We start from the raw sequence: 6913 nt of genomic DNA, 5'->3' as shown, positions 1-6913 counted from the left end.
TTATTTTTATCTGTTAAAGGTACAATATCGTGTTTATCGTTCATAAAATTTGCCTCCTCAAAATTGATAAGACAAGTATAGGACGAAAGAAAAGGAGAAGATAGGTACTTCAGTTTTTGACGCTTACAATAAAAGTAGAGAGGAGGTGAGATAGATGACGGATTTTGTAACAAAGAAAGCATGGGTCAAATCCCAACTCGAATTTCTTGAAGAAGCAGAAGATGCTGAATCTTTAAAGCCATATGTTGGACAATTTCGAACTTTTAGAGACGCGCTGTTAAAAGACCAGAATTTTTTCAATACAAATAGAGGAAAATTAGAAGCTGCTAGTCATCCTGAATTAAAACCATATGTGGATTTTGTAATAGATGTAAAATTTGAAAAAGGCATGATTACCGAAAAGAACTTTAGTAAAAATTTAGGTAATGTGAGAACGTCATATAGATGGTTTTTAAGGCAAAAATAGCAAAAAGTTATAATACAGAATCCTCATTTTTTAATGAGAGCTTTTAATATGTGTAATTAGCCATAGCTAGTAATAAAAGTGTAGGAGCACATCAAGTACCGTCAATTACAGAAGTTGACAAAGCAAAATGAAAAAGCGAGATCAATTTTGATCTCGTTTTTTGTATAACTTAGTTATTTTTTCTTACGTTTTTTACTACCAGCAAGAGCGAATAATGAACCAAGAGCGGCGATTACTAAACCGATAGCGCCAGCCTTCTTATTAGTTTCGTCCCCAGTTTGTGGTAAAGTTGCTTTTTCAGATTTTGTTGTTTCAGTAGGAGTTTCATTGCTACTCTTAGCACTCAAATTGACAACTCTTTCTGCTTTAACTGGAGCAGCTTTTACTTGGCTAGGAGTTTCAGTCTTTTCGCTCTTAGGAGCTTCAGCTTCGTCTGATCCTTCTTCACCAGGTACCAATTCTGGCTTTGGTGCTACTTCCTCAGGTTCACTTGGTTCAGGGGTAGGAGCTGGATCAGGTGTTGGCGTAGTAGGCTCTGGGTCCGGAGTTGGAGTTGGTGGTGTAGTTGGCTCAGGCACCGTTGGCTGTGGATCAGTTGGTTGAGGCACAGTCGGTTGTGGGTCGGTAGGCTGAGGCGTTGTTGGCTGTGGATCAGTTGGTTGAACATCTTTTCTGTAGACAACTGTATCAACCTTGTCTAAGTTGTCATCGTAGTTATCATTTGTAACCGTGATGTCGTATGGACCAACTTCTGGTCGATCAGCCGTGTAGCCAGGGATAGTTGGACTAGTTACTGAGACGAAAGTGTGCGTCTTCGTCCATTCACCATTCCAGTTAGTTTCCCCAGTTACTAAGTCTTTGACACCTGTTTGAGTGAAAGTTAACTGTACACTTACATGGTCAGGAGCAGCTGTGGAACCATCTTCGTAAATGTAGTGGATAGTTTGGTTAACTACTTTATCACGACTAGTTTCTTCAGTCTTGTGCTTCAAGTAGATGTACAAGTGCTTAGGCTCTTCACCAACAGTACCTGTTTGTACATCTGGGTGCATTACTACTAATTCGTAGCCAAGTTCGTCCCAATTGTGCAGAATGTTTTCGTATAAGTCATCGATTGATAAGTGTTCATGATTTTGTTGCCACTTGTCGATGTGAACTCCTAAGTTATGCATTGCATCAAGAGTTAAGTCATCTTTAGTAACTAAACCATTGGTAATTGCATCGTGAATGTCAACGTAGTGAATGTGAACGCTGGAGTTCTTCTTCAATTCTAATTGACCTGGTGTCACAGAGATAGTTGGAGCTGTAGGCTCAGGAGTAGTTGGCTTGTCTGGAGCTTTTGGCTTCTCTTTATCAAAAGTGATGTTTGGAATAGTCGTGGAGAAGGTTGCCCAAGCAGAGCCAAGCTCATTACTGAATCTAATCTTGATGGCATTACCGCTTACCTTGAAGAGCCCAGCACCGAAGATTTCTTTACTGCGGTCAGTAGCATCGTCCCAGCCAAGGTATTTATCAACTGCAGCTTTTCCCCAGATTGCAACAGCCTTTTGGTAGTCAGCAGCAGAGATTTCCTTCTTGTAAAGTAATTCATTATTCTTGTCAGAGTAAAGAATGTCACCGTTAGGGCCTTTGTGAACAGTTACTGAAGATTCAGGTAATTGAACACCTTCACCTTTGTGACCATTACCATTGATGATTTCAGCTTTTTCAACGTAATCGTTGCCTTCACCTTTACTGTTTAATGAACCGACAGTAATGTAAGCACTGTTTTCATCTAAAACGATCAAGTTGCCTTTAGAGTCGTAGAACTTCATCTCGATGGTTACACCATCTGCCTTGCGGTAGAAGAAGCCATCGATTGGATTACTACTGAAGTAAAGACCTGGCTTTCCAGTTTGGTATGGGTGCTTACTAGTTGCCCAGTCACTGTAGATAATTTCTATCTTGCTAATTGCTTCACCGTTGTAAGTGGAGTTTTGCAAGTTAGTGTAGATCACCTTCAAGAAATCGCCATCGATACGATCAGCTTTGATTTCATAGTAGTGATCCATAATGCCAAGTAAAGGACCGTTTGGTTGTATGCTTTGAATGACATTATTTTGGTTGCCATTCATGATTTCAACTTTAACAGTTGCGTTGTCTTCTTTACCTAAGATGAGCCATTGCTTCAAGTCAGCTGGGTCAACTACATCTGGGTTATTTGGATCATCTGACCAAAGACCCAAGTCCTTTAAGTGTTGAATGTATTCATCTCTAGCTTTGTTGTATTCAGCTAAAGCTATATTGTATTTTTCTAAATCATCTTTGTACTGACTTAGTTCTTTCTCGTATTTGTCTTTGGCAGCTTGGTACTCACTGATAGCAGCGTTAATCTTATCAATTTCAGCTTGCGTCAATTGTTCCAGCTTATCTTTGTTAATGTCGATGCCACCGGTTGTAGTTGGAATCTTGATTGGATCTTTTGTATCAATAATAATTCCTTCTTGTTCAGCCTTATCAATTGCATCTTGCAACTTGTCGTTATTGTCTTTGTTGATTTCTTCAACTTTGTCCAATGATTCTTGATAAGTTGGTGGAGTAGTTTTTTCAGTAGTGTCTTTAACTTCAGTCATTGTTTCGGCAGCTGGAGTTTCAACTTTTTCTTCTGCGACATTAGTTGTCGTTTCAGTTGCTGTTGTAGAAGTGTTTTCTACAGGAGGAGTTTCCACCTTTTCTTCTGCAATCGTGTTGCTTGTTTCAGGAGTGGTTACCTCAGTAGTTGTTGTGCTTTCCACTGGAGTTTCTACTACGTTAGTAGTTTGCACTTCTTGCTCTTGAGCATTAGTTGCAATTTCGGCAGTATTTTCACTATTAATATCTTCATTTATATGACTGCTTGTAGTAGTCTGAACTTCTTCAATTTCAGAAGCTCTTACCATTTGACTATTAGCAGTGCCCATAAATGTTAAGCCGATCAGAACGGAAGCGGCACCCATTGTTAATTTACGGATAGAATGACGCTCTCTTCTGTCTTCCATCTTACGAATTTTTTCTTGGATATTCTTTCTAGAAACCATAATTCTTTACCTCTTCTATCTTTCTATATCCTTTAAATGATGATTTATGTTCATTTCTGTAATATTATTAAATCATCAAAAGTGACACGGTGTCAGCCTGGGAATAATGGCTTAATATTTTCTTATTAAATTTTAGGGCAGTCTTATAGAAGAGGGGATTTAGGTATATACTTAACCCTATGTAGGAGGATAAAAGAGTGAAGCAAAAAAGAATTTTGGCATTGTTAATGGGGATGCTGTTTGCAGTCTCATTAATTTTTGTTGTTAATGCAAGTCACTCTGATCAAGTCGAGGCGACTACTTTTCAAAAGGTGGCGGTACCTAAGAAGTTCCGCGGGACTTGGTATGGCTATGATTACAGCGGCAAGTTGAAGGCCTTCAAGATTACGCGCACGCAGATTAATTTAGCTGGCTTTGGCACTGCGAATAGTAAGACGAGAACGTACAAATACGCTAAGAAGGCACATATGAGTCAAGTTGGCATGGCTACTCGTCAATTGATTAAGGCGAAGGGCAACCGGATGTTGATATCTGTTCCTTATGGTGAAAGTTCATCTGCTTATGTGACGAATAACCGCAAGAAGCTGTATGTTGGTATTGACACTTGGGTTGATACTTATTACAAGAGCAAGAGTAGCGCAAGAAAGAACCACAAGGCTGATCAGAAGAAGCGCCAGTCATTGAAGTTGCACAAGCTAGTTTGGGGCTTTTAAGATGTTGTTGAAGAAAGAGGCTGTATGGCCTCTTTTTTGGGTTGAGGTTATTTACCTTGACATCAAACGTCAGTAGTCATTTTTAGAAAATTCTTGTATAATAATTGCAGATTATACCTTCGTGAAGACGGATTTTCCATCAGCAGAGGTTCTATTAACGCAAGAGCGGTAGATGCTCTGCAGAGTCTATTGCGGGAATACACCTTTATTCTTAATTGAATGAAGGTGTATTTTTTATGAAATGAAATAATTACCTCAAATTAACAAAAGTGGCATTTTGTTAAATTAGTGGTCTAATTTGCTCATAATTATTAACAAAAGTGGGGTTTTGTCAATCTATAATCTGATGTTGGGTGATAATTATTGACAAAAGTGGGGTTTTGTTAATAATTAACCTTAATAAAGGAACTCATTATTAACAAAAAGCAGTATTTGTTAATTTAACTTTGAAGTTGAGGAAAAATCATGACTAAAGGCTACCATCAATTATCGAAAGAAAAATACTTACACAAACCTAAAATGGTTACTAAAGAAGAAATCGATCAAATTTATCAGGCACGGTTAAATGGGGTCAGTTCATATCGAACTAATCTTTATCCCCTTCTCACTGGTAAAAATGGTGTACAAACAAATAAATATCCAATTTTCTTTGTTTATCTGCCAGAGATTATTAAGTTAGAAAGTGAATTGAGAGAAAATTCCAACAAGATAAAAGAATTAGCTCAAACTCTACCAGGCGTAGCGAAAAGGCAGTTCTTAAACCAGCTTTTGGCATTAGAGATTAATTATACTAATCGAATTGAAGGCGTAGAGACTGACCGTGGTGAGATTAGTACGATTATTCGTGAAAATGAACAAAATATTCATCGTCCTGCACATAGAAGATTACAGTCTACAATCCGGATGTATCAAGAAACGCAAAGTAATCACTTAATTAAGATTGAAAAATTACGTGATTTTAGGATGATTTATGATAGTTTACTAGAAGGCGAGATTGAAAAAAATAAGTTGCCTAATGGCGAATTATTTAGAGATGAATTACCATCAGGCGAGGAATTACGTATTGGCGATGCAGTTCATACTGTGCATATTCCACCACAGACGGAAGAGGCAATTTTTGAAGCGTTGACTAGTTTAATTGAATTTATGAACAATGATGATTTGCCTTCTATTTACAAAAGCTTAATTACCCATTTCTTCTTTGAAAATACTCATCCATTTTTGGATGGAAATGGCAGAATGGGACGGTATTTGCTTTCAACTTATCTTTCTCATAAATATGATCATTTTACCGGCTTTTCGGTTGCGACAGCAATTCATGCTCGCGTACAGACTTATTACCGAATCTTTAAAGAAGCGGATCAAGCGGAAAATTATGCTGAGCTGACTTTTTTCATTATCCAGATGTTAAAGTTATTAGTCGCTCAACAAGAAGAGATAGTTGCAACTTTAAGTTCAGATCAACAAAAGCTAGCACAAATTACGACTGCCTTTAAGCAAAGGGTTAACAGCCTAGATGAAAAATATGATAAGGATGCTATTTATACCATTCTGTTTTACCTAGGAGAATCCAAGCTTTTTACCGAAAATAAAGAATTAGGAATTATGGATAATGATATTATTCAGTTGAATTCTAAAAATGACAATATTTCAATTAGGCGGACTAAAAATGCAATCATGCAATTAGAGAAGATGCAGTGGATTAAAGAAATTAACGGTCGGCCAAAACAACATGAAATTTGTGATGAGATATTTGAAGTAAATGCTCCTGAAGACTAATTTTAGCCAATGTTCTGATTAAATGTGAGAGTAGAAGAAAAGAAGTACGCAAAAACGTGCTTTTTTTGATGTCTAGCAAAATACAAATAGACAAAATTAAAGCTTGTTTTTTCTTTTTAGGGTGTAAAATTGAAATATCTGAGTAATAAGTTGATGAAGGGATATAGAGCTGGAAAAAAGTTTGACTATCATGTAGTTTCAATCTTTAATTATAATGGTGATTTTGCTGAAGAACATATTACTTATTTGTTCTGTGTGTATGATAATAAGCCGATTGTGTTAGTGGATCAAACGACTAATGGCGATTATATTGCAGTTAAAGAAACTGCAAATAAAGATGTTAAAAAGGGCTTTGCCAAGATTATAAATAGTGAAGACGATGACTAATAAAACTGGTAAGGATTTTTGGAGGATGCAATGATTAACTAAAACATAGAAAAACATGGTTAATTATGGAAACTGATCTACTCAGAAAGTAAAAAACATAGAGGTATATCAGTTTTCGAAAGCTAAAAATTTAAGAATTTGTTCGCTTGTCTTAACTGCTTAAGTTGTTAAACTAATGTTTGCATTGGAGGTGGAACAAGTGATCAAAGCTCAAGTAGTTGAATTAAAACCCAATCAAGCTATGAAACATCAACTAGATCGCTTATGTGATTATCGGCGTTATTGCTGGAATGAAGCTTTAGCTACTTGGCAAGCAATGTATGAAGCTCGTACCTTAAACAAGGAAGATAATCCTAGTCCAAACGAATATCGAGTGCGAGATGAGTTAGTTGCCAATAAAGCAGAATGGCAGTATCAGTTATCATCTAGATGTTTACAGCTAGCCGTTACGGACTTGGCCAATGCTTGGCAGAACTTCTTTGATAAAGCACAACCTGATTGGGGTAAGCCTC

The 6913-nt window shown here is 37.1% G+C and carries 6 protein-coding genes; 5 read left to right on the top strand and 1 reads right to left on the bottom strand.

The window, feature by feature from the left end; genetic code table 11:
• Positions 1-154: 154 nt before the first annotated feature.
• Positions 155-466 carry a hypothetical protein gene (locus EJK17_RS10830; RefSeq protein WP_103662655.1) on the top strand — a complete coding sequence of 104 codons (312 nt, stop codon included), beginning with the start codon at positions 155-157 and terminating at the stop codon, positions 464-466.
• A 173-nt stretch (positions 467-639) separates the two neighbouring features.
• Here the strand turns inward: EJK17_RS10830 and EJK17_RS10825 are convergent, their stop codons facing one another.
• Positions 640-3522, bottom strand: a complete 2883-nt coding sequence (locus EJK17_RS10825) for a mucin-binding protein (RefSeq protein WP_127796425.1) — start codon at positions 3520-3522, stop codon at positions 640-642.
• 197 nt (positions 3523-3719) lie between these two features.
• Here EJK17_RS10825 and EJK17_RS10820 point away from each other — a divergent pair, with 197 nt between their 5' ends.
• From EJK17_RS10820 to EJK17_RS10805, 4 genes are all read left to right on the top strand, one after another.
• A complete protein-coding gene (locus tag EJK17_RS10820) occupies positions 3720-4235 on the top strand; it encodes a hypothetical protein (RefSeq protein ID WP_103662654.1) in 516 nt (171 codons plus the stop codon).
• 465 nt (positions 4236-4700) lie between these two features.
• Positions 4701-6014 carry a Fic family protein gene (locus EJK17_RS10815; RefSeq protein ID WP_103662653.1) on the top strand — a complete coding sequence of 438 codons (1314 nt, stop codon included), beginning with the start codon at positions 4701-4703 and terminating at the stop codon, positions 6012-6014.
• Between the two features lie 153 nt (positions 6015-6167).
• Positions 6168-6401, top strand: coding sequence for a DUF4767 domain-containing protein (locus tag EJK17_RS10810; RefSeq protein ID WP_103662652.1), 234 nt, complete (start codon positions 6168-6170; stop codon positions 6399-6401).
• Positions 6402-6600: 199 nt separating this feature from the next.
• On the top strand, positions 6601-6913 hold a 313-nt coding region (locus EJK17_RS10805), incomplete at its 3' end, for a helix-turn-helix domain-containing protein (protein WP_148665336.1).

The sequence above is a fragment of the Lactobacillus xujianguonis genome, assembly GCF_004009905.1.
Taxonomy (GTDB): Bacteria; Bacillota; Bacilli; order Lactobacillales; family Lactobacillaceae; genus Lactobacillus; species Lactobacillus xujianguonis.
Note: the sequence above shows the minus strand (reverse complement) of the source record. Positions and strands in the feature narration are given on the sequence as shown.